This window comes from Mycolicibacter sinensis (genome assembly GCF_001667375.1).
In the GTDB taxonomy this organism is placed as follows: Bacteria; Actinomycetota; Actinomycetes; order Mycobacteriales; family Mycobacteriaceae; genus Mycobacterium; species Mycobacterium sinense_A.
The window spans coordinates 25,098-46,887 of sequence record NZ_LZIN01000005.1 but is presented as its reverse complement, the minus strand read 5'-3'; the positions used below and the strand labels follow the sequence as shown (position 1 = coordinate 46,887).

The 21,790-nt window shown below is 68.6% G+C and carries 17 protein-coding genes and 1 tRNA gene; 15 read left to right on the top strand and 3 right to left on the bottom strand.

Translation table 11 applies throughout. The features are described from left to right. The first annotated feature begins 5 nt into the window (after nucleotides 1-5). The 8 genes from A5771_RS01260 (at nucleotide 6) to A5771_RS01225 (ending at nucleotide 9,536) form a co-directional block, all read left to right on the top strand. Entirely contained in the window at nucleotides 6-1,181 is a 1,176-nt protein-coding gene (locus A5771_RS01260) for an enolase C-terminal domain-like protein (protein ID WP_064853383.1), read from the top strand. A 4-nt stretch (nucleotides 1,182-1,185) separates the two neighbouring features. After that, entirely contained in the window at nucleotides 1,186-2,112 is a 927-nt protein-coding gene (locus tag A5771_RS01255; protein ID WP_064853382.1) for a ketopantoate reductase family protein, read from the top strand. Nucleotides 2,113-2,176: 64 nt separating this feature from the next. Beyond that, complete coding sequence (locus A5771_RS01250; protein WP_064853436.1) at nucleotides 2,177-3,007, top strand: class I SAM-dependent methyltransferase; 831 nt, start codon at nucleotides 2,177-2,179, stop codon at nucleotides 3,005-3,007. Nucleotides 3,008-3,090: 83 nt separating this feature from the next. Then, complete coding sequence (locus A5771_RS01245) at nucleotides 3,091-3,702, top strand: TetR/AcrR family transcriptional regulator (protein ID WP_064853381.1); 612 nt, start codon at nucleotides 3,091-3,093, stop codon at nucleotides 3,700-3,702. Beyond that, nucleotides 3,695-4,759 (top strand): DUF1214 domain-containing protein, encoded by a 1,065-nt coding sequence (locus A5771_RS01240; protein WP_064853380.1) that lies wholly within the window; start codon nucleotides 3,695-3,697, stop codon nucleotides 4,757-4,759. Before A5771_RS01245 ends, A5771_RS01240 begins: the two co-directional genes overlap by 8 nt. Then, nucleotides 4,756-6,003 carry a sulfotransferase family protein gene (locus A5771_RS01235; protein WP_064853379.1) on the top strand — a complete coding sequence of 416 codons (1,248 nt, stop codon included), beginning with the start codon at nucleotides 4,756-4,758 and terminating at the stop codon, nucleotides 6,001-6,003. Before A5771_RS01240 ends, A5771_RS01235 begins: the two co-directional genes overlap by 4 nt. A 301-nt stretch (nucleotides 6,004-6,304) precedes the next feature. Continuing rightward, a complete protein-coding gene (locus A5771_RS01230; protein WP_064853378.1) occupies nucleotides 6,305-6,739 on the top strand; it encodes a hypothetical protein in 435 nt (144 codons plus the stop codon). Between the two features lie 202 nt (nucleotides 6,740-6,941). After that, entirely contained in the window at nucleotides 6,942-9,536 is a 2,595-nt protein-coding gene (locus A5771_RS01225; RefSeq protein ID WP_082946987.1) for a multicopper oxidase domain-containing protein, read from the top strand. A gap of 10 nt (nucleotides 9,537-9,546) precedes the next feature. On the opposite strand, the gene A5771_RS01220 is transcribed toward A5771_RS01225, so the two are convergent. Further along, nucleotides 9,547-10,869 carry an aminotransferase class I/II-fold pyridoxal phosphate-dependent enzyme gene (locus A5771_RS01220; protein ID WP_064853377.1) on the bottom strand — a complete coding sequence of 441 codons (1,323 nt, stop codon included), beginning with the start codon at nucleotides 10,867-10,869 and terminating at the stop codon, nucleotides 9,547-9,549. A gap of 41 nt (nucleotides 10,870-10,910) precedes the next feature. On the opposite strand from A5771_RS01220, the gene A5771_RS01215 reads away from it, so the two are divergent. From A5771_RS01215 to A5771_RS01200, 4 genes are all read left to right on the top strand, one after another. Beyond that, nucleotides 10,911-11,579 (top strand): pyridoxamine 5'-phosphate oxidase family protein, encoded by a 669-nt coding sequence (locus A5771_RS01215; RefSeq protein WP_064853376.1) that lies wholly within the window; start codon nucleotides 10,911-10,913, stop codon nucleotides 11,577-11,579. A 92-nt stretch (nucleotides 11,580-11,671) separates the two neighbouring features. Then, nucleotides 11,672-12,766 (top strand): pyruvate dehydrogenase (acetyl-transferring) E1 component subunit alpha, encoded by a 1,095-nt coding sequence (gene pdhA / locus A5771_RS01210; protein WP_064853375.1) that lies wholly within the window; start codon nucleotides 11,672-11,674, stop codon nucleotides 12,764-12,766. Continuing rightward, nucleotides 12,766-13,815 carry an alpha-ketoacid dehydrogenase subunit beta gene (locus A5771_RS01205; RefSeq protein WP_064853374.1) on the top strand — a complete coding sequence of 350 codons (1,050 nt, stop codon included), beginning with the start codon at nucleotides 12,766-12,768 and terminating at the stop codon, nucleotides 13,813-13,815. The genes pdhA and A5771_RS01205 overlap by 1 nt, the downstream gene beginning before the upstream one ends. Then, nucleotides 13,812-14,990 (top strand): dihydrolipoamide acetyltransferase family protein, encoded by a 1,179-nt coding sequence (locus A5771_RS01200; RefSeq protein ID WP_082946986.1) that lies wholly within the window; start codon nucleotides 13,812-13,814, stop codon nucleotides 14,988-14,990. The genes A5771_RS01205 and A5771_RS01200 overlap by 4 nt, the downstream gene beginning before the upstream one ends. A gap of 9 nt (nucleotides 14,991-14,999) precedes the next feature. On the opposite strand, the gene A5771_RS01195 is transcribed toward A5771_RS01200, so the two are convergent. Together A5771_RS01195 and A5771_RS01190 are read right to left on the bottom strand one after the other, a co-directional pair. Beyond that, nucleotides 15,000-15,758 (bottom strand): enoyl-CoA hydratase, encoded by a 759-nt coding sequence (locus A5771_RS01195; RefSeq protein WP_064853373.1) that lies wholly within the window; start codon nucleotides 15,756-15,758, stop codon nucleotides 15,000-15,002. A gap of 214 nt (nucleotides 15,759-15,972) precedes the next feature. Then, nucleotides 15,973-16,046: transfer RNA gene (locus A5771_RS01190), tRNA-Arg, on the bottom strand. 272 nt (nucleotides 16,047-16,318) lie between these two features. On the opposite strand from A5771_RS01190, the gene A5771_RS01185 reads away from it, so the two are divergent. From A5771_RS01185 to A5771_RS01175, 3 genes are read left to right on the top strand one after another with little or no spacing between them, the layout of a single operon-like run. Further along, a complete protein-coding gene (locus tag A5771_RS01185; RefSeq protein ID WP_207545367.1) occupies nucleotides 16,319-17,767 on the top strand; it encodes a wax ester/triacylglycerol synthase family O-acyltransferase in 1,449 nt (482 codons plus the stop codon). Beyond that, on the top strand, nucleotides 17,764-19,389 hold the full coding sequence (locus A5771_RS01180; RefSeq protein ID WP_064853371.1) for an HAD-IB family hydrolase/lysophospholipid acyltransferase family protein: 1,626 nt from the start codon (nucleotides 17,764-17,766) through the stop codon (nucleotides 19,387-19,389). Before A5771_RS01185 ends, A5771_RS01180 begins: the two co-directional genes overlap by 4 nt. Continuing rightward, nucleotides 19,386-21,749: a glycerol-3-phosphate 1-O-acyltransferase gene (locus A5771_RS01175; RefSeq protein ID WP_064853370.1), complete on the top strand. Its 2,364-nt coding sequence runs from the start codon at nucleotides 19,386-19,388 to the stop codon at nucleotides 21,747-21,749. The genes A5771_RS01180 and A5771_RS01175 overlap by 4 nt, the downstream gene beginning before the upstream one ends. The last annotated feature ends 41 nt before the right edge of the window (nucleotides 21,750-21,790 follow it).

Genomic DNA, 21,790 nt, shown 5'->3' with positions numbered 1-21,790 from the left:
GACGCATGCGCATCACCCGGATCGTCGAAACCTCGGTACCGCTTCGCGGTGAGATCGCCAACGCGCTGGTGGACTTCTCCCGGCACACGGTGTCGCTGGTCGCCGTCGTCACCGACCGGATCCGGAGCGGAAAACCGGTGACCGGCATCGCGTTCAACTCGATCGGCCGGTTCGCCCAAGGCGGCATCCTGGCCGACCGGATGATCCCGCGGGTTCTGCGCGCCGACCCCGAATCGCTGCTCGATGCCACCGGCCGCATCGATCCGGCGCGGGTGCTGGGCGCGGCGCTCACCGACGAAAAACCCGGCGGCCACGGCGATCGGGCCGGTGCGGCGGCAGCGCTGGAACTGGCGTGCTGGGACCTCAACGCCAAACTCGCCGACGAACCCGCCTATCGCACCATCGCCCGGCGCTTCGGCCGGGACTTGGGCGGAAAAGAGGCTGTCGCCGCGGTTGCGGTCTACGCCGCCGGCGGTTACTACTACCCCGGAGACGGGCTGGATCGGCTCCGCGCCGAGATGGCCGGCTATCTCGACGCGGGCTACCAAGCGGTCAAGATGAAGATCGGCGGCGCCTCGATGCGCCAGGATCTGGACCGCATCGAAGCGGTGATCGACGAGGTGGGCGCCGGCGCGCGGGTTGCCGTCGACGCCAACGGCCGGTTCGACGCCGCGGCGGCCGGCGACTGGGCGCAGGAGCTGAGCCACTACGGCCTGCGCTGGTACGAGGAACCCGGTGATCCACTGGATTTCGCGCTGAACGCGGCGCTGATCGCCGATTATCCCGGGGCGATCGCCACCGGCGAGAACCTGTTCTCGGCGCCTGATGTGACCAACCTGGTGCGCTATGGCGGTATGCGCCCGGGCCGCGACATCTTCCAGATGGATGCCGGTTTGAGTTACGGGTTGACCGAGTACGCGCGCATGCTCGAGGTGCTCGAGACGCACGGCTTCGACCGCGGCTGCGCCTTCCCGCACGGCGGCCACCTGATCAACCTGCACATCGCGGCGGGCCTGGGCTTGGGGGGCTGCGAGTCCTACCCCGGAGTGTTCGCGCCTTTCGGCGGCTACTCGCCGGGGTGCGCGCTGGCCGGCGGCACCATCACGCCCACCGACGCCGCGGGCTTTGGGCTGGAGGAGAAGCCCGAGCTGGCCGCGGCGATCGCCGACCTGGTGGGATGAGCAGATGAAGATCGCGGTCATCGGATGCGGTGCCATGGGTTCGATTTACGCCGGCAGGCTGGCGGCGGCCGGAAACGACGTACTGGCCATTGACCGATCCGCCGAGCATGTCTACGCCATCAATGCCGACGGCCTGCGGATCAGCGGGCCGCACCCCGACCAGCTGGTGACCATGCGGGCCGCCACCTTGGCGCCGACCGAGCCGATGGACCTGGTGGTGCTGGCGGTCAAAGCCGCCGATGTCGGCGCCGGGGCTGCCCAGGCGCTGCCGCTGCTCGCCGAGAGCACGCCGGTGCTGACGATCCAGAACGGCTTGGGATCGGCCGACACCGTCGCCGGCATCGTCGGAGCCGAGCGGGTAGCGGTGGGTATCGCCAGTGGTTTCGGGGCCTCGCGCCCTGCGCCGGGGCATGTGCACCACAACGCGATGCGCGCCGTCCGGTTCGGCGCCTATGCGGCACTGCCTTTTTCGATTGTCGATCAGATCGCTCGAGTGTGGGCCGACGCCGGATTCGACGCGGCCGCGGTCGCCGACATCGCCGCCATGCAGTGGGAGAAGCTGATCTGCAACGTCGCCTACAGCGCGCCGTGCGCGCTGACCGGCATGACGGTGGGGCAGGTTATGGATGACGCCGACGTGGGGGCGGTGAGCCGTGCCGCGGCCACCGAAGCCTGGACGGTGGCCCGCGCCGCCGGGATCGGCATCGCCGTGCCTGATCCGGTCGCGCATGTGCAGGCCTTCGGGGCACAGATGCCGGATGCCAAGCCGTCCGCGCTGCTGGACCACCAGGCCCGCCGGGTCAGCGAAATCGACGTGATCAACGGTGCGGTGCTGCGCCGGGCCACGCAGGTCGGCGAGCATACCCCGGTCAATGCGACGCTGACGGCACTGGTCAAAGCCGTTGAACGGCAGTGGGTAGCGACTGACTGAACGCCACACCGCGCGGTGTTCAGTTCGCTCCGCCCGGCCGGTAGCGCCGCTAGCCTTGAAGTTCATGACCTCGGACAAGGCACGGGTGGACCTGCGCGGGGCCCCGCAGACCATGCTCGCGACGCTGTACGCCAAGGCGCTGGATGCCGACCTTCCCGAACCGATCCTGGGGGATCGCTACGCCAAAGAAGCGGTCGCGCGCATCGACTACGACTGGCGCAGAACCACGATCACTCCGGCACGTTCGCCGTCGGTGACCACCCGTTCGGCGCACTTCGACACGTGGGCGCGCCGATTCGTGGCGGCCAACCCCGACGCCGTTGTCCTGCACGTGGGCTGCGGGCTCGACGCCCGATACTTCCGGCTGCAACCCGGCGACGGAGTCGACTGGTATGACATCGACTATCCGGACGTGGCCGAGCTGCGCCGGCAACTGCTTCCCGAGCGGGACCACAACCATGTGGTGGCGGCGTCGGTCACCGATCCGGCGTGGTTCGCCGAAATCCCCACCGACCGACCGACATTGATGCTCGGCGAAGGCCTGACCATGTATCTCAGCGAATCCGACGGCGTGGCGTTGCTGCGCCGAGTGGTCGAGCACGCTCCGAGCGGGGAGTTGCAGTTCGATGCCTTCAACCGGTTGGGCATCAAGACCCAGTGGGCCAACGCCGTGGTACGCCGCTCCGGGGCGACGCTGCAGTGGGGGATCAACGAGCCCCGCGAGATCCTGACCGCGGTCCCGGGCACGCGGCTGTTGGAATGGGTGCGCTGGTTCGAGGCGGACACCTACGGGAAGCTTCCCCGCCGCTACCGGGCGCTGGGCAAGGCGATGTCGCTGATTCCGGCGGTGGCGAACATGTCGCAGTACCACCGCTATGCCTTCGGAACTACGTAGTCAGGGCAGCTCCCACCACCGTTGAAAAATTACGTTACGTAATGTAACTATTTAGGCGTGAGTCGCCGACGGCGGATGTCGCAGTGAGTCAGGACCAGGCCCCGGCCGGTCGCGGACGTCCGCGCGATCCCCGCACCGAGCAGGCCATCGCCGACGCTGCCCGCCGGCTGCTCGCCCGCGACGGCTACGACCAGGTCTCCATCGAGGCGATCGCCCGCGAGGCGGACGTCAGCCGCCCGACTGTCTACCGGCGCTGGCCGTCGAAGACGCATCTGGTGTTCGACGCGGTTTTCGGTGCCGCCGAGGTCGGCGACGTGCTGGCCGGCTCCGGCGACTTCGAAGCCGACCTGCGGCACTTCGTAGCTGGCGTGTTCGAGTTCTGGCGCGCACCCGAGGTGGCCGCCGCGGCGCTGGGCATTTTGGCCGATCGGCACCGCGACCCGGAACTATTCATCCGCACCCAAGAGCTGCTCGACGAGACCACCCGCACCGCGTTCGCCGCGCTGGTCCGCGCCGGCATCGACCAAGGTGTTGTCGACGCGGGCGTCGATATCGAGATCGCGTATGACGCGCTGGTGGGCACCAGTTTTTACATTGCCCAAGTCTTGGCCACCGACACCGTCGACGCCGCCGCCGAGCGGCTGTGCGCCTTGCTGCTACAGGGAATTCGACAGAAGGAGAACCCAGATGAGTGACGAGTTGTCGGACGCATTCGGCGAGTTGCTCGACGAGGTCCGCGCCGTCGAGCAGCGCCTGCTGGACGCCGACCCGCCCCTGGAGGAAGCCGACATTCTCGACGGCTACCGATGGGCGTTGAGCCTGCTGCGCGTTGCCGCCGAGGCCTACATCTGGGGCGATGCGGACAAGCCGATCCTGGTCGACGTGATCGGGCCGTATCTCAAGTGGGGCGGCGATAATTCGGATGCCTTTTACCAGCTGGCGCCGATCGACCCGAGCCGCAGCTACCGGGTGACCGGCAACCGCGGCGACGCGGTCTATCTGTCCATGACCGTCTACGGCGGCCCCGATGACGGCCGCTATAGCGACCGCATTATCGACACGATCAACGATCGTGACCTGGGCTGTGATGTCGACGGTAACTTCGAGTTCGTCATCAGCGCCCGGGAACAGCAAGGACATCGGCTCAAGCTGGAGCCCGACGCCGTGTTCATCCTGACCCGCGACTATTTCACCGACCCCGGAACCGACCGGCGGGTCCAGTGGAAGATCGAGGCGCTTGATGACACGCCGCGGCGCCACGACAGCCGGGCTGATCTGAGCCGGCGGATGCGCGCGGCACGGACCTGGATTCGTGAGCAAGCCGCCATGGCGCCGGTGCGGCTGCCGGCCAACGTGCTGCAAGAGCCCTACCCGGTGCCGAGTCGCACCGTGGGCTGGGCTGCCGGCGACGCCGCCTATTCGATGGGGGCTTACGAACTGCAACCGGGCCAGGCGCTGGTCATCGAAGGCACCTCACCGGAGTGTGTGTTCTGGAACCTGTGCCTGTGGAATCCGTTCCTGCACACCTACGACTACACCCGCGAGCGGGTCACGATCAACGGCGCGCACGTCACCTACGCCCCCGACGGGTCCTGGCAGATCGTCATCAGCGACACCGATCCCGGGCATCCGAACTGGGTGTCCACCGCCGGCCGGTCGAAGGGCCTGATCTGGTTGCGCTGGTTTCTGCCGGAGAAAACCCCGGAGCCGCTGAGCTGCCGGGTCGTCGACGTCGCAGAGCTGGCCTCGTGAGCGCCACCAGGCCAGCGCCCATCCGACTCGAGGACCTGGCCGCCCCGGTTTTCCCGGACGCCGCCGCGCCGATGCGTGACGGACTGGCCGGTTACGGCGCCGCGCTGCAGCTGACGCCAGAGGCGATGCTGCAGGCCGCAACCGAGCGAACAGGATTGGATGACTGGGGCGACAACGGCTTTCGGGAACGCCTCGACGTGCTGTGCGCGTCGCTGGCCGATGACGCCGACCTGTCCGGGGTCGGGCGGGCGATGGCGTTCGAGCAACTGACCGGCCACCTGGTCAACCGGCTGCGGCTGGAGCACCTGATCGCGGCGAACCCCGAGATCGAAAGTGTCCCGATCGAGCGCCCCATCATCATCTGCGGCCTGCCTCGCACCGGAACCACCCACCTGCACAATTTGATCGCCGCCGACCCGGCGCTGCGTTATCTGCCCTACTGGGAGAGCCTGGAGCCGGTCGCCACCCCGGGCGAGCCCGATCCGCAAGCCCGGCGGGACCGCTGCGCCGTCGGCCTGGATCTGATCAACACCTCGATGCCCGAGTTCAAGCGCATGCACGACATGACCGTCGACCACGCGCACGAAGAGATCCAGCTGCTGGCCAACGACATCTCCGGGATGCTCTTCGAATGTAGCTACTACCTACCGGCATTCGCGCGGCATTACAAGACGCATGACCAAATAGCGTCGTACGCCTATTTGAAACGCACCTTGCAGGCGCTGCAATGGCTGCGCGGCGGGACCCGCTGGGTGCTCAAATCGCCGCAGCATCTCGAACAGTTCCCGGCGCTGTATGCCACCTTCCCCGACGCCATCTTCGTTGTCACCCACCGGGACCCGGTCGAGGTGACCCGGTCGATGGCGACCATGATCAGCTACGCGATGCGGATGGGGTGTGACCGTCCCGACCCGGTCAAGATCTCGCGCTACTGGCTCGACCGGGCCGACGACCTGCTCACCGGGTGCCTCCGGGACCGCGATGTGTTGCCTGCCGGCCAGTCCATCGACGTGCGGTTCGACGACTTCATGGCCGATGAGGACGGCACCGTTGCCGCGATCTATGAGCTCGCGGGCCAGCCGCTCGATACCCGGGCTCGAGAGGCGATGACGCAGTTCCGTTTCGACCACCCGCGCGGTCGCTACGGCGCGGTGGACTACCGCCCGGCCGACCTGGGCCTGGATGCCGACGAGATCGCTACTCGCCTGGGCGACTACCGCGACCGATTCGTCGGTGATGGCTAAGCCTCGATGCACCGATGTTTTGTCGGTGAGTCGGTGCCGCCGAATTGATCTTGATTGTGCTGTAGGCAGGCGGTAAGCGCTGATCTGCCCAGTTTCCTTGGGGTTCTGCGGTTGGGGACTTGCCGCCGGGTGGTCAGGGGAGTGCGGTGACCGACACCCTGCCCAGCAAGCCGTACGCGATACCAGACACGGTCGTCCCGGATGCCAACTTGGCCGCGGGAACCGAACTCAGACGGTTCGGGCCTCCGAGTGGCAGCTACTTGGCGCCCGAAGGAGGCTATCTGAAAGTGGTTCGAAACTGATGCACGATTTCTCGTTATTGTCCTGCACCTGGGTCGAATGGAACGACTTGTCCCACATACCGGCGTCCGTCATGACTGACTGCCCCGACTGTGAAATCAGCTTTGTCTCCGATGCGCAGTCCTTTCACCTTCCGCGCTACGACGAGACTGCGCAGTTGTCCAACTTCGCGTTAGTTGAGAAGTATCTTCTCTGGAGATGGGGATCTTTCATGCGCATGGTCCTGGGCTTGCCGTTGTCTGGTCCGCAACTATTCAAGCAGGGCTACAGCAGCGACGTCAGCGCGAAGCCGGCCACCAGTCCATGGCGGACCGAAATAACGTCGCCCATCGGATCGGCGATCCTATCGCAAACGGATTCCACTATCTTCAGCCATTTTATATCGAGGTCAGTTGACGAGATCGCCGAGATGGCAAGAGAAGGATCTCCGAACTAGGCCAAGGCGCTGTTGGAGTTCTATCAGCGGCGCAGCGTTTCCATCTACCTAACTTCACATTATTGGATCAAGAATTCCACGACCTCGGGTCCTTCACACACCAACGCCCCGCTCACACTTACCGGGCCGACGCCAAGTCGGCCGATCACCAACGACCGAAGTCCCTTACCTCGGGTGACGCGCTCACCGTAGCCTGGCGATCATGATCCAGTTGGGGCTGCCGTCCTCCCAGCCGCCGGCCGTCAAGATCCGCCGGCGCGGCGGGCCGCGCGGACCGGTGTTCCTGGGCGCCAACATCGTGGTGCTGGCCTGGCTGGCCGTCTCGGTGGCGCTGCTGATCGGGCACAACGCCCTTGCGCACCCGATCTGGCTGCCGGTGCACGCGCTGCTGCTCGGCGCTGCCACCAACGCGATCGTGATCTGGTCGGGACACTTCACCACGACGCTGTGCCGGGTTCCCGACCCGCCGCACTGGCATCTCGTGGTCAAGCTGGCACTGCTCAATATCGGGGTCATCGCGGCACTGGCCGGTGTCGCCTGGAGCGCCGAGTCGCTGACCGGCCTCGGCGGTGCCATCGTGGCGGTGGTCGCGGTCGCCCACGGCGCCGAGTTGATCGCCATGAAGAAGTCCGCGCTCTCGGCGCGCTTCGACTACCTCGTCGGCTTTTATCTGGCCGCCATCGTGGCCCTGCTGGCCGGATCGGCGACCGGCGCGGCCATGGCCTTCGGCGTCGCCCGGTGGTATGCGCGGTTGTGGACGACCCACGTGCACGTGATGCTCTACGGCTGGATCGGGCTGACCGTCATCGGCACGCTGTTCACCTTGTGGCCCACCACGATCCGGGAGAAGATCACCCCCCGCAGCTTCGCGATGGCCCGTCGTGCGCTGCCGACCCTGACGGCAGCCTTGGCCGTCGCCACCGTGGGCCTGCTCGCGGGCAGCTGGTGGCTGGCGGCGGCCGGGTTACTGGGGTACGCCCTCGGCGTCGGGCTGGCCATCGCCGGGCTGTGGCCGGGACGAAGCTTCACCGGTCCGGCGGCCTGGATGCTGGTCGGCGCGGCCGGCTGGCTCGGAGTGGCCGTCGTGATCGAGGTGATCGCCCTGCTCGCGGCCCGCTCCGTCGAAGTGTTGCCCGCGTTCGTGGAGCACACCCTGCTGCCGCTGCTGGCGGTGGGCTTCGTCGCCCAGATCCTGCTGGGTGCGCTGAGCCAGCTGCTGCCGATTCTGGTGGCCAACGGGCCGCCGATCCGCAAGGCCGTCATCGCCTATCTGGATCAGGGCTGGCTGGTGCGGGTGGCTGCGATCAACGTCGCCGTGCCGCTGGTCGCCGGGCCCTGGCGCGGTCCGGTGCCGGTGATCGGCTGGGTGCTGGCCGCGGTTGCGGTCGGCAGTTTTCTGCTGATGGCCCTGCGGCTCGCGCTGCCGGTGGCGCTGCGCGGGCCCATCGATGTCGACAAGATCAAGCCGCACTCGGGTGCGGTGACCGGCGTGGTCGCCCTGGCCGCAGCCGCCGGGGTCGCGCTGGCGCTGGGACTGGGGATGGGCAACCCGGCGCCGTCGGGTGCCACCGGCGTCACCGGTCCGGTCCGCACCGTCGAGGTCACCTCCAAGAACATGCGCTTCTCCCCGGACGTCATCGAGGTGCCGGCCGGAACGCACCTGGTGCTGCGGCTCACCAACATCGACGGACTGCCACACGATGTGCGGGTCGACACCGGCGAGCACACGCCGCGGTTGAGCCGGGGGCAGTCCGCGGTGCTGGATCTCGGTGTGGTGAACCAAGATCGGGAAGCCTGGTGCGATATCGCAGGCCATCGCGCCGCGGGGATGACGTTGACGATCCGCGCCGTCGGTGGCATGCCACGGCACGAACACCCGGGCGGCGGCCAGGACCCGGGACTGCCGACGCCGGCCACCCTGAACCTGGCCGCCGACCCCTCGCCGGGCTGGACGCCCTATGACGCGGTGCTGGCACCCGCCACGCCAGGCCGCCTGCACCGGGTGGAACTGCGCGCCGTGGACCGCGAGCTGGAGGTCGCACCAGGGCGACGCGAGATCCGCTGGACGTTCGGCGGTGTCGAACCTTCCCCCACGCTGCACGGCCGCGTCGGGGACGTCTTCGAGATCACTTTGATCAACGACGCGTCGATGGGCCACGGCATCGACTTTCATGCCGGGGCGCTCGCACCGGACCAGCCGATGCGCACCCTGGAGCCGGGGGAGCGGCTGGTCTACCGGTTCACCGCGCGCCGGGCCGGTGCCTGGCTGTATCACTGCAGCACGCCGCCGATGACGCTGCACATCGCCAACGGCATGTACGGCGCGGTGATCATCGACCCGCCCGGACTGCCGGCCGTGGACCGCGAGTACGCGCTGGTCGGCGCGCAGCTTTACGCCGGTGCCCCGGACGCCGACGCCAAGACCACGGCGATTCGCGCCGGACGGCCCGACGGCTGGATGTTCAACGGCACCGCGGCCCAGTACATGCACGCCCCGCTGCCGGCGCGCACCGGTGAGCGGGTACGGGTCTGGGTGGTCAACGCCGGACCGGGCGACGCGATCGCGTTCCACATCGTCGGGACGCAGTTCGACACCGTCTACAAGGAAGGCGCCTGGCTGCTGAGGCCTCCTGAGGACGGGGACCCGCCGGGAGGATCGCAAGTCCTGGATCTGGCGCCCGCCCAAGGCGGTTTCGTCGAGCTGAGCTTCCCCGAACCGGGCCACTACCCGTTCATGGATCACGACATGCGGCACGCCGAGAACGGGGCGCACGGCATCTTCGCGGTGACCGGATAGCACAGCCCCGTCACACGCTCGCGCGTCCGGTACCGGTTGCGGCCTCGGCTATGGCGTCGGCCAGCGGTTCGATCTCGGTGCGCGCCACATCGGCGATGGTGACGCGGATTCCCGGTGAGCTACCGATCCGGAACCGGCTCCCCGGGGCGGCGGCGTAGCCAGCGGTGAGCAACCGGGTGATCGCCGCCGTCTCGTCGGCCACCGGTATCCAGACGTTGAGTCCGGAGCGGCCACCGGCGGCGATGCCGTGCTCGGCCAGCGCCGCGCACAGTCGAGTGCGCCGGTCGGTGTAGCTGGATTCGGCGTGGGCCACCAGTCGAGTCGCCGCCGTATCGCGCCACATGCTCACGGCGAGGTCCTGCAGCAGGTGGCTGACCCAGCCCGGCCCGAGCCGCTGCCGACCGTGCACCCGCTCGACGGTGCGCTGGTCCCCGGCCAGTACTGCCAGCCGTAGATCCGGGCCATAGGCCTTGGCCGTCGAACGTACGAACGCCCAGTGCCGCACCACCCCGGCCAGCGGATGCAGCGCGACCCCGGCCATGCCGGCACAGTGATCATCTTCGACGAGCAGCACATCGTTGTCGGTTTCGGCGAGCAGGCTGCGTAACGCGTTGGCGCGCTGTTTCGAAAGTGCTGCGCCGGTAGGGTTTTGGGCGCGGCTGGTCACCACCACCGCCCGCACTCGGTGGCGCAGTGCCCGAGTCAGGTCGGCGACCAGTGGGCCGTCGTCGTCGACGCCGACCGGTTCGGGAGTCAGCCCCAGCGCGCCGAGCAGGTCGAGCAGGTTGGACCAGCCGGGATCTTCGACGGCGACCCGGTCACCGGGGCGCAGGTGCGCTGCAAGCACCCGCTCGATCGCGTCCAGGGCGCCTGATGTCACTGCAAGGTGTTCAGACGCCACCCCGTCGGCGGCCAGCGTGGTCCGCGCGTAGTCGGCCAGCGCCGGTGCGATGGGCGGCTGTCCGTACAGCACCGGAGTGGCGGGCGCCGAGAGCCGAGCAGCGGCGATCGGCAGCAGCGCCGGGTTCGGGTTACCGGTGGACAGGTCGCGCACACCGGCCGGAATCGTCAACCCGCGCAGCGAGCGTGGCGTGGTCGCCGGCCGGTCGCGCACCCGAGTGCCGCGCCGCCCATCGGTTTCGACGGCCCCGCGGTCGCGCAACAGACGGTAGGCGGCGGCGACGGTGTTGGGGTTCACCGAGAGCTGGGCGGCCAGGCCGCGGATCGGGGGGAGCACGGCACCGGGTGGCACGGCGCCCTCGGAGATGCCCTGTTCGATGCTGGCGGCTATCGACTCGGCGCCGTCACCGGCGATAGGATATTGTACGGCCACAATATGCAGTATGCACTATTACAATAGTGAGAGGCAGTGCGATGCCCGGGAACTATTCCTCCACGCCGCGCACCACCCCCACCCGGTACCGGGAGCGGGCCCGCTATGACCGGGCCACCGTGCATCGCATCCTGGACGAGAGCCTGGTCTGTCACCTCGGCTACCTCAACGCGGGTTCCCCAGTGGTGCTGCCGACCACCCACGCCCGCCGCGGCGACGTTCTGTACCTGCACGGCTCCAGCGGCAGCGGGCCCATGCTGGCGGCCGCGAAAACGCCGGAGGGCCTGCCGGTCTGCGTGACCGTCACCCTGGTCGACGGCCTGGTGCTGGCCCGCTCGGCAATGCATCACTCGCTCGCGTACCGCTCGGTGGTCGTCTTGGGCGCCGCCCATCTGGTCACCGACCGCGACGAAAAGCTCGACGCGCTGGCAGCCCTGACCGACCATGCGGTGTCCGGCCGTGCCGCCGACAGCAGACCGCCCAATGACCGCGAGTTGGCCATGACCGCCGTGCTGGCACTGGAAATGGTCGAGGTCTCCGCCAAGGTGCGCACCGGCGGCCCGGCCGACGACCCCGAAGACCTCACCCTGCCGCACTGGGCCGGAGTAGTGCCGCTGGCGATGACCGCCGGATCTCCCGAGCCGGCCGACGACCTCGACCCGGACATCCCGCTGCCGGCCTACCTGAAGCCCTACCGGCGGCCACGCTGACCCCCGCGCGACACGTTCGGTCGACCGCTCGAGATCAGCCGGGCGGCCCCGGGGCGCTGGCATAATGAGATCAGCGTCACAAGGAGGCTCGCATGGGCCAGCTGCCAGGAATGACCGGTCCCGAGGTCGCCCTCGAACCCGTGCAGCTCGTGCGGCCGGACGGCGCGCCGACCGACGAGGATCGCTACGGCCGGGATCTGCCCGAGGAAACCCTGTGCTGGCTTTACGAGTTGATGGTGCTCACCCGCGAGTTCGACACCGAGCTGATCAACCTGCAGCGCCAAGGAGAGCTGGCGTTGTACGCCTCCTGCCGCGGCCAGGAGGCAGCCCAGGTCGGAGCCGCCGCCTGCCTGCGCAAAACCGACTGGCTGTTCCCGCAGTACCGGGAGCTGGGGGTGCTCATCGCCCGCGGCATCCCGGCCTGGAACCTGGCGGCCGCCTGGCGCGGAACCTGGAACGGCGGACTGGATTTCACCGCCAAATGCTGTGCACCGATCTCGATCCCGATCGGCACCCAGGCGCTGCACGCGGTGGGCGCGGCGATGGGCGCCCAACGGCTGGGCGAGGATTCGGTCACGGTCGCATTCGTCGGTGACGGCGCCACCAGCGAGGGCGACGTCCACGAGGCCCTGAACTTCGCCGCGGTGTTCACCTCCCCGTGCGTGTTCTACGTGCAGAACAACCAGTGGGCGATCTCAGTGCCGCTGCACCGGCAGACCGCCGCGCCGTCGCTGGCGCACAAGGCGATCGGCTACGGGATGCCGGGGATCCGGGTGGACGGCAACGATGTGCTGGCCTGCTACGCGGTGATGGCCGAAGCGGCCGAGCGGGCCCGGACCGGCGGCGGGCCGAGCCTGATCGAGGCCGTCACCTACCGGCTCGGCCCGCACACCACCTCCGACGATCCGACCCGCTACCGCAGCAACGCCGAACTCGAGCGGTGGACTGCGTTGGATCCGATTCCGCGCTATCGCAACTACTTGCGCAACACCGGCGTCTGGTCGCAGCGCCTCGAGGACCGGGTCACGGCCCGGGCGCAGCGGCTGCGCACCGAGTTGCGCGACGCCACGGTCGGTGCGGCCGATTTCGACGTCGACGAGGTCTTCACCTCCGTGTACGCCGACATCACCCCGGAACTGCAGCAGCAACGCCGCGCACTGCGCACCGAGCTGGCCAGGGAGCGCTGATGACCCAGATCCTCGAACCGCCGACCTGCTCGCCGGCCCCAGCGCCGGTCACCGGCGCAAGCACGCGCACCGAAGAGCTGACCATGGTGGCCGCACTCAACCGGGCGCTGCGTGACGCGATGGACGCCGATCCCAAGGTGCTGGTGTTCGGCACCGACGTCGGCGTGCAGGGCGGAGTGTTCCGGGTGACCGAAGGGCTGGGCGAAACCTTCGGGGAGCAACGCTGTTTCGACACACCGCTGGCCGAGTCCGCGGTCATCGGCATAGCCATCGGGCTGGCGGTGCGCGGGTTCATCCCGGTCCCGGAGATCCAGTTCGACGGGTTCAGCTACCCGGCGCTGGACCAGATGGTCAGCCACCTGGCGAAGTACCGGACCCGCACCCGCGGTGAGATTTCCATGCCGGTCACCGTGCGCATCCCATCGTTCGGCGGAATCGGTGCGGCCGAACATCATTCGGAATCCACCGAAACCTATTGGGCGCACACCGCCGGGCTCAAGGTGGTGGTCCCCGCCGATCCCTCGGATGCCTACTGGCTGCTGCGGCACGCCATCGCCACGCCCGACCCGGTGATCTTCCTGGAACCGAAGCGGCGGTACTGGGCCCGCGGAGCCGTCGACACCGAACATCCGGCGCCGGGCATCGGATGCGCCGCGGTACGCCGTTCGGGCACCGACGTCACGGTACTGACCTACGGCGGCGGGGTGGCCACCGCGCTGTCGGCAGCCGACATCGCTGCCCAAGAGCATGGTTGGAGCCTGGAGGTGGTCGACCTGCGTTCCCTGGTGCCGCTCGATTTTGACGCCGTCACCGAATCCGTGCGCCGCACCGGGCGATGTGTGGTGCTGCACGAGGGCCCGCGAAACCTCGGCTATGGCGCCGAACTGGCCGCGCGCATCCAAGAGGAGTTGTTCTACGAACTGGAGGCGCCGGTATTGCGCGCCACCGGATTCGACACCCCCTATCCGCCGGCCCGGCTGGAACGGCTCTGGTTGCCGGGCCCCGACCGGCTGCTGGACAGCCTCCAGCGGGTCCTGGAGATGCCGTGAGCACCGAGCCGAAGACCTTTGCGGTCCCCGACCTCGGGGAGGGGCTGCAAGAGGTGATGGTGACCAGCTGGAACGTCGCTGTCGGCGACCAGGTGGAGCTCAACCAGGTGTTGTGCTCGGTCGAGACCGCCAAAGCCGAAGTCGAGATCCCCAGCCCGTACGCCGGACGCATCGTCGAACTCGGTGGCCCGCAAGGCGCTGTGCTCGCGGTCGGGGCGCCGCTGGTGCGCATCGAGACGTCGGCCGGGGCCGGTGAGGTCGCCCCGCCGGAGCGGACGCCGGTGCTGGTGGGCTACGGCGCCGACGACGCCTTCGACACCAGCCGCCGCGGCTGCGCCACCACCGGGCGCCCCAGGGCCAAGCCGGCCGCCCGCAAGCTCGCCGCCGAACTGGGTGTCGATCTGGGCGGTGTAGCACCGGGCCCGAGCGGTGTGATCACCACCGACGGGGTGCGTGCGGCCGCCGGCGATCGGTCCGGCGACGAGCTGCGTCCGCCGAGTCCGGTGCAGGCTGCCATGGCAGAGCGGATGACGTTGTCGCGCAGCCGGATCCCCGACGCGCACGGCAGCGTCCAGGTGGACTGCGCCAACCTGCTACAGCTGCGCGATCGGCTTGCCGACGGCGCGGACGGTGCGGCGATCACGCCGTTCGTGCTGACGCTGCGGCTGCTGGTCATCGCCTTGCTGCGACACCCGGTGCTCAACGCGACCTGGGTCGACGCACCGGAGGGACCGCGGATCTGCGCCCATCGGGGCATACACCTCGGTGTCGGGGTGGCCGCCCCCCGCGGCCTGCTGGTGCCGGTGGTCTTCGACGCGCACCGCAAGACCACGCGAGAGCTCGCCGACTGCGTGGCCCGGCTCATCGCCGGTGCCCGGGCCGGCAGCCTGCAACCCGCCGAGCTGCAGGGCTCGACGTTCACCGTCTCCAACTTCGGCGCCCTGGGCCTCGACGACGGAGTGCCGGTGATCAACTACCCCGAGGCGGCCATCCTGGGCATGGGTTCGCTGAAACCGCGCCCGGTCGCCCTGGGCGACACCGTCGTCGCGCGTCCGCAGATGACCTTGACGTGTGCGTTCGACCACCGCATCGCAGACGGCGCGCAGGTCGCCGAATTCCTTTGTGCGCTACGCGATCTGATCGAACATCCCGATACCGCGCTGGTGGATCTGTAGCCGGCGGGGCTATCTGCGCTGTGCTGCGGCCAGCCGGGCGGCGAACTCTGGTGACTCGACCGTCGCCGCCTGCGGGCCCAGCTCGGTGCGTTTGGCGAACTCGTGCTGGTCGCCCTCGACCGCGCCGGGACTGGCGGTGGTCCGCATCGTGGCCTTGGTGGCCAACACGACGTCTCGCGGTGCCGACGCGGGCCCGGCGGCCAGCGTCATCGCCGCGGCGACCGGGTCGTCGGCGACCTGCAGCGCCAACCCGTGGTGCACCGCGGCCTCGGCGTCGAAACGCATGCCGAACAGCAGCGCGGCCCGCGCCACCTGGGGTCCCACCGCCCGATGCAGCATCCAGGTGGCGCCCCCGCCGGGGTGCAGGCCCAGCTGCTGGAACCGGGTGTCGAACAGGGCTGCCGGGCCGGCGATCCGCACGTCGGCCGCCAACGCCAGGTTCAGCCCGGCGCCCACCGCGGCGCCGTTGACCGCGGCGATGGTCGGCAGCGCGCACTGCGCGACCGCCATGAAACCGTCGTACAGCGCCAACAGCCCATCTTCGGTAGCGGCACCCAGCGCCGAGAGGTCGGCGCCGGCGCAGAACGCCCGGCCCGCGCCGGTGACGATCACCGCATGCACGTTCGGGTCGGCTTCGGCGCGCTCCACCGCAGTCCGCAACTGCGCCGACATCGCGCCGGTGACCGCGTTGCGCCGGTCGGGATCGTTGACCGTGATCAGCGCCACCCGATCGGTGACACTGAACAAGACGAGGCCGGAATCAGTCATCGCGGATGACGGTATTCGACGGGTGAATCGGTCAGGCGACCCAGGCGATGATCACGGCGGACGCCACCACCAGCGCGATCATGAAGGCGGTGTAGAGGATGATCGTACGTTCGTGGCTCATTGGCCTACCTTTCCCGGTTTCTCCGGTATCTTTGCCGGTCTGCGACACAATGTCACGCGCCAGAGCGCCCTTGCGCATCGCCTCGGCTGCCTGCGCCCCCGGCTGGACTCGAACCAGCGACCACAAGATTAGAAGTCATGTGCTCTATCCACCTGAGCTACGGAGGCAGTGCGCCCAGTTTATCGGCTGGTGACGCCGGGTCGGCGGCGACCGAACGATATCGCGGGCCGGGTGGATCGGCGGTTTCCAATTCACCCGGCCAGCAGAGTATTTCGTTTTGCGGCCCATGGCCCCGATCTGCGGAATCGACACCCGTCGCCATAGCCAACCAATTAGCGTTGAATGGTGCTCGTGAAGACTGGGAGCCAGGAGAGGAACGTGGTGGTCGCAGCATTGGTGCACCGGGACGGCCCGGCCCGCGAGCCCGCGGGAGTTGCACGTGGGTGACCTGGTCGACGCCGCGGGTCTGCCGACCGAACTCGGCGCCGTCGACTATCTATTGCACCGCGGCGAGGCGAATCCCCGCACCCGTTCGGGGATCATGGGCCTGGAACTGCTCGACACCACCCCGGACTGGGAGCGCTTCCGCGGCCTGTTCGAGAACGTCTCCCGGCGGGTGCTTCGGCTGCGCCAGAAGGTGGTGGTGCCGACGCTGCCCACGGCCGCGCCGCGCTGGGTGGTGGACCCCGATTTCAATCTGGACTTCCACGTCCGGCGGCTTCGGGTTCCCGAGCCCGGGGGGCTGCGCCAGGTGTTCGACCTGGCCGAGGTGAGCCTGCAATCACCGCTGGACATTCAGCGCCCGCTGTGGGCGGCGACCTTGGTGGAAGGGCTGGAAGGCGAGCGGGCCGCCACCCTGCTGCATCTGAGCCACGCGGTCACCGACGGCGTGGGCGGCGCCGCGATGTTCGGTCAGATCTACGACCTGGAACGCGACCCGCCCGCTCGGGCGATGCCGCCGCAACCGGTCCCGCAGGACCTGTCATCAAACGACCTGATGCGCGACGGCATCAACCACCTGCCGGCTGCGGTGCTCGGCGGCACCCGCGACGCGCTGGTCGGGATCCTGTCGATGGCGACCCGCACGGTGCGTGATCCGCTGTCCGCGGTGTCCGGGGTAATCGGCTATGCCCGCTCCGGTGCGCGGGTGATGAGCCAGGCGGCCCAGCCCTCGCCGCTGCTGCGTCGGCGCAGCCTGGCCAGTCGCACCCAGGCGCTCGACATCCGGCTGTCGGATCTGCACCGGGCAGCCAAGGCCGGCGGCGGGTCGATCAACGACGCCTACCTGGCCGCGCTGTCGGGGGCGTTGGGGCGCTATCACCGGGCGCTGGGAGTGCCGATCGCCACGTTGCCGATGGCGATCCCGGTGAATCTGCGGGCCGAGGCCGATCCGGCCGGCGGTAACCGGTTCACCGGGGTGAACCTGGCCGCTCCGGTCGGCGTCGCCGACCCGGTGGAACGGATGATGCGGATCCGCTCGCAGATGACCCAGCGGCGCGAAGAACCCGCGATGGACGTGATCGGCTCCATCGCGCCACTGTTGAGTGTGTTCCCGTCCCCGGTGCTGGAGAAGATGACCGAGTCGGTGGTCGCGGCGGACGTGCAAGCCAGCAACGTGGCGTTCTATCCCGGCGATACCTATATCGCCGGAGCCAAAGTGTTGCGGCACTACGGGATCGGGCCGCTGCCCGGGGTGGCGATGATGGTGGTGCTGATCTCGCGCGGCGGTGAATGCTCCATCACGGTCCGCTACGACCGGGCCGCGGTCCGCGACGAGAAGCTGTTCACCCGCTGCTTGGTCGAGGGTTTCGACGAAGTGCTGGCGCTCGCCGGCGACCCGTCGCCGCACTGCGTGCCGGCATCATTCGATCCGGGTGGCCAGTCATGAGCGATGACACCAAGACGCCACCACCGCGGGACATGCGGCTGCCCGGTTCGGTGGCCGAGATCGCCGCCAGCCCGCCCGGACCCAAGATCGGCGCCTTCTTCGACCTGGACGGCACCCTCGTCGCCGGCTTCACCGCCGTCATCCTGACCCGGGAGCGAGTCCGCAGCCGCGACATGGGCCTGCTGGAGCTGTTCGGGATGATCCAGGCCGGGCTCAACCACCAACTCGGCCGCATCGAATTCGAACAGCTCATCACCAAGGCGTCGTCGGCGCTGCAGGGCCGCTCGATCACTGATCTCGACGAGATCGGCGAGCGGATGTTCGTCCAGAAGATCGCCAAGCGGATCTACCCGGAGATGCGCGAACTGGTGCGGGCCCACCAGGCGCGCGGGCACACCGTGGTGCTGAGCTCGTCGGCGCTGACCATTCAGGCCGAGCCGGTCGCCCGGTTCCTGGGCATCACCAACACGCTCACCAACGCGTTCGTCACCGACGAAAACGGCGTACTCACCGGAGCGGTGGCCGAACCGATCCTGTGGGGGTCCGGGAAGGCCGCCGCCGTGCAGAAGTTCGCCGCTGAGCACGACATCGACCTGCAGGACAGCTACTTCTACGCCGACGGCGATGAGGACGTTGCACTGATGCATCTGGTCGGCAACCCGCGCCCGACCAACCCCGAGGGCAAGATGGCCTCGGTCGCGCGCAAGCGAGGCTGGCCCATCCTGCGGTTCAGCAGCCGCGGCAGCGGTGTGGTGGGCCAGCTGCGCAACCTGGCCGGTCTGGGGTCGATGGTGCCCGTCGGCGCGGGGGCGATCGGGCTGGGACTGCTCAGCGGCAGCCGGCGCCGCGGCGTCAATTTCTTCACCGCGTACTTCCCGCACCTGCTGCTGACCCTGAATGGCGTGCGGCTCAACGTGATCGGCAAAGAGAACCTCACCGCAACCCGGCCCGCGGTGTTCATCTTCAACCACCGCAACCAAGTCGACCCGGTGATCACCGCATCGCTGGTGCGCGACAACTGGATCAGCGTCGGCAAGCGGGAGTTGGAGCGCGACCCGATCGCCGGGCCGCTGGGCAAGCTCACCGAGATGGTGTTCATCGACCGGGACGACGCGGCCTCGGCGGTGGAATCCCTGCACCAGGTCGAAGAGCGCGCCAAGCGGGGACTGTCGGTGGTGATCGCCCCGGAGGGCACTCGGGTCGATACCACCGGGGTGGGGCCGTTCAAGAAGGGGCCGTTCCGGATCGCGATGGCCGCCGGGATCCCGATCGTGCCGATCGTGATCCGCAACGCCGAAGTGGTCGCCGCCCGAGACTCGATGAGCGCCAACCCCGGCACCGTCGATGTCGCGGTATTCCCGGCGATCCCGGTCGACGATTGGACGGTCGACAATCTGGCCGATCGGATCGCGCAGGTTCGTCAGCTCTACCTGGACACGCTGGCTGACTGGCCGGTCGACGAGTTGCCGGACCTCAAGCCGGTCAAGAAGAAGGCAGCCAAGAAGGCCGCCGCCAAGAAGGCCCCGGCCAAGAAGACCCCCGCCAAGAAAGCCCCAGCCAGAAAGGCCCCGGCCAAGAAGGCTCCGGCCAAAAAGAACGCCGGCCCGAAAGGCAGGCAGTGACGACATCACCGGCCACCGACTCCGCTGACACCTCTGGGTCCAACGACACCGGCGACACGCTGGTGCTGGCGTTCGTGTCGACGCCGGTGGAGGCCGATCTGGTCAAGGAGTGGCTGGACCGGTATCGCCAGACGCAACCCGGCGACCGCACCGAACTGATGCAGATCTCGCCGGACCGGCCGCCCTCGGTCATGGCCCGGCTGGTGGGGCAACTCGAACGCGACGAACAGCGCTCGGTCCTGCCGGTTCGGGTGTTCTGGATGCCACGTGCCGAGGCCTCGGCGCTGTCCCGGGTCATCGCGCTGCTACCCGGCCGGAATCCTTACCAGCCCAATGAACGTCAACAGCGGCGCATCGTAGGCACCGAACCGTCGCTGGCCCGGGTGGTGGCCGGTGAGCCGGCCAGCGTCGCCGAATTGCGCGCGCAGTGGAGTGCGAACACCGTCGGCGAGAATCCGCGGGACTTCGCGCATTTCGTCACCCGCCGAGCGGTGCTGGCGCTGGAGCGCGCCGAGTACCGGATTCTGGGTCCGCAGTACAAGTCGCCGCGGCTGGTGAAGCCGGAGATCCTGGCGTCCACCCGATTTCGTGACGGGCTGAAGGCCATTCCGGGTGCCACACTCGACGAGGCCGGCAAGATGCTCGATGAGCTGTCCACCGGCTGGAGTCGGGTTTCGGTCGACCTGGTCGGCGTATTGACCCGCTTGCTCAGCCGCGGCTTCGACCCCGACATCGACTACGACGAGTACCAGGTCGCCGCGCTGCGTACCGCGCTGGAGAACCATCCCGCGGTGCTGCTGTTCTCGCACCGGTCCTACATCGACGGTGCGGTAATGCCGGTGGCCATGCAGGAGAACCGCCTGCCGCCGGTGCACGTGTTCGCCGGAATCAATCTGTCGTTCGGCCTGATGGGACCGTTGCTGCGCCGCTCCGGGGTCATCTTCATCCGGCGCAGCATCGGCAACAACCCGCTGTACAAGTACGTGCTCAAGGAGTACGTCGGCTACGTGATGGAGAAGCGGTTCAACCTGAGCTGGTCCATCGAGGGCACCCGCTCACGCGCCGGCAAGATGCTGCCCCCCAAGCTGGGGCTGATGACCTACGTCGCGGACGCTTACCTGGATGGCCGCACCGAAGATGTTCTGCTGCAGGGCGTTTCGATCAGCTTCGACCAGCTGCACGAGACGGCCGAATATGCCGCCTATGCCCGCGGCGGAGAGAAGACGCCGGAGGGAGTCGGCTGGCTGTACCGGTTCATCAAGGCCCAGGGCGAACGCAACTACGGCAAGATCTACGTGCGTTTCCCCGAGGCGGTCTCGATGCGTCAGTACCTCGGTTCACGCGACGGGCCCGCGGCCAGCGACCCGGACGCCAAGCGACTGGCGATGCAGAAGATGGCCATCGAAGTGGCGTGGCGCATTCAGCGCGTCACCCCGATCAGCGCGACCGGGCTGGTGTCCGCGCTGCTGCTGACCACGCACGGGCTGGCGTTGACCTTGGAGCAGATCCACCATTCGCTGCAGGAGGGGCTGGACTACCTGGAACGCAAGCAGACCCCGATCTCCACCAGTGCGCTGCGGCTGCGAACCCGGGATGGGGTGCGAGCGGCAGTGGATGCGCTATCCAACGCGCATCCGGTCACTCGGGTCGACGGCGGGCGTGAGTCGGTGTGGCGGATCGCCCCCGAGGACGAACACGCCGCCTCGTTCTACCGCAACTCGGTGATCCACGCCTTCCTGGAGACCTCGATCGTCGAGCTGGCCCTGGCCCATGCCGGCCGCGGTGAAGGCGACCGGCTCGACGCGTTCTGGGACCAGGCGATGCGGCTGCGCGATCTGCTCAAGTTCGACTTCTACTTCGCCGACTCGGCGGCGTTCCGCGAGAACATCGCCGAGGAGATGTCCTGGTTCACCGATTGGGAGGCCCGCGTCGCCGCCGGCGGCGCCGAGATCGACGGGATCTTGTCGGAGAAGAAGCCGGTGATGTCCGACGTCATGTTGCGGGTGTTCTTCGAGGCGTACGAGATCGTCGCCGACGTCCTCTGCGATGCGCCGGCCGACATCGGCGAGAAGGAGCTGACCCAGCTGGCGCTGGGTGTGGGTCGCCAATACGTGGCCCAGGGGCGGATCCGCAGCAGCGAGTCGGTGTCCACCCTGCTGTTCGCCACCGCGCGGCAGGTGGTCGCCGATCAGCAACTGCTGCAGGACGCCCCGGATCTGGCGGACCGCCGCAGGGCGTTCCGTGGCGAATTGCGACGCATCCTGAAGGACTCCGACCACATCGCCCGAATCGCCCGCCGGGAGTTCTTCGCCCGAGATGCCGAGGCACGGCGACTCCGGCGGGCGCGCGGCGGCCGGTAGCCCGGCAGCGCCTCGCTACGTGGTGAGCCCGGCGTACGCCA

Coding starts and splice junctions, on each gene's coding strand:
- A5771_RS01260 (WP_064853383.1), top strand. CDS start 6: ATGCGCATCACCCGGATCGTCGAAACCTCGGTACCGCTTCGCGGTGAG.
- A5771_RS01255 (WP_064853382.1), top strand. CDS start 1,186: ATGAAGATCGCGGTCATCGGATGCGGTGCCATGGGTTCGATTTACGCC.
- A5771_RS01250 (WP_064853436.1), top strand. CDS start 2,177: ATGACCTCGGACAAGGCACGGGTGGACCTGCGCGGGGCCCCGCAGACC.
- A5771_RS01240 (WP_064853380.1), top strand. CDS start 3,695: ATGAGTGACGAGTTGTCGGACGCATTCGGCGAGTTGCTCGACGAGGTC.
- A5771_RS01230 (WP_064853378.1), top strand. CDS start 6,305: ATGCACGATTTCTCGTTATTGTCCTGCACCTGGGTCGAATGGAACGAC.
- A5771_RS01225 (WP_082946987.1), top strand. CDS start 6,942: ATGATCCAGTTGGGGCTGCCGTCCTCCCAGCCGCCGGCCGTCAAGATC.
- A5771_RS01215 (WP_064853376.1), top strand. CDS start 10,911: ATGCCCGGGAACTATTCCTCCACGCCGCGCACCACCCCCACCCGGTAC.
- pdhA (WP_064853375.1), top strand. CDS start 11,672: ATGGGCCAGCTGCCAGGAATGACCGGTCCCGAGGTCGCCCTCGAACCC.
- A5771_RS01205 (WP_064853374.1), top strand. CDS start 12,766: ATGACCCAGATCCTCGAACCGCCGACCTGCTCGCCGGCCCCAGCGCCG.
- A5771_RS01195 (WP_064853373.1), bottom strand. CDS start 15,758: ATGACTGATTCCGGCCTCGTCTTGTTCAGTGTCACCGATCGGGTGGCG.
- A5771_RS01180 (WP_064853371.1), top strand. CDS start 17,764: ATGAGCGATGACACCAAGACGCCACCACCGCGGGACATGCGGCTGCCC.